The organism is Oceanobacillus saliphilus (assembly GCF_023522835.1).
Lineage (GTDB): Bacteria > Bacillota > Bacilli > Bacillales > Amphibacillaceae > Oceanobacillus > Oceanobacillus saliphilus.
In genome coordinates, this window is record NZ_JALCZU010000246.1 from 1 (window position 1) to 255 (window position 255).

1 protein-coding gene is annotated in these 255 nt (G+C 58.0%); it reads right to left on the reverse strand.

Going from position 1 to position 255, the window contains the following annotated elements; all coding sequences use genetic code 11:
- Window positions 1–255: Ig-like domain-containing protein (locus MN204_RS21050; RefSeq protein WP_249872994.1), on the reverse strand; the 255-nt coding region annotated here is incomplete at both ends.

A 255-nucleotide genomic window follows, 5' to 3' on the forward strand; every position in this document is an offset into this window, starting at 1 on the left:
CCGCTGACCACCCCGCCAATTTTGCCGCCGATTACCTGACCGTTCGCCGCTTCACTGATGTTCAGATAGCCATCATTACCGAAGAGCGAAGAGAGAGAAATCGTCGGCAGATTATGGGTGATGACATCCAGCGGGCTGGTAATGTTCGCCACTTTACCGGCGGCGTTGGTCACCGCGACGCTCACCGCCTTGGTGCCGTCAGCCAGTGCACTGAGATCGACTTTCGGTACCGTCACGCTCCAGCTGCCGTTCGAT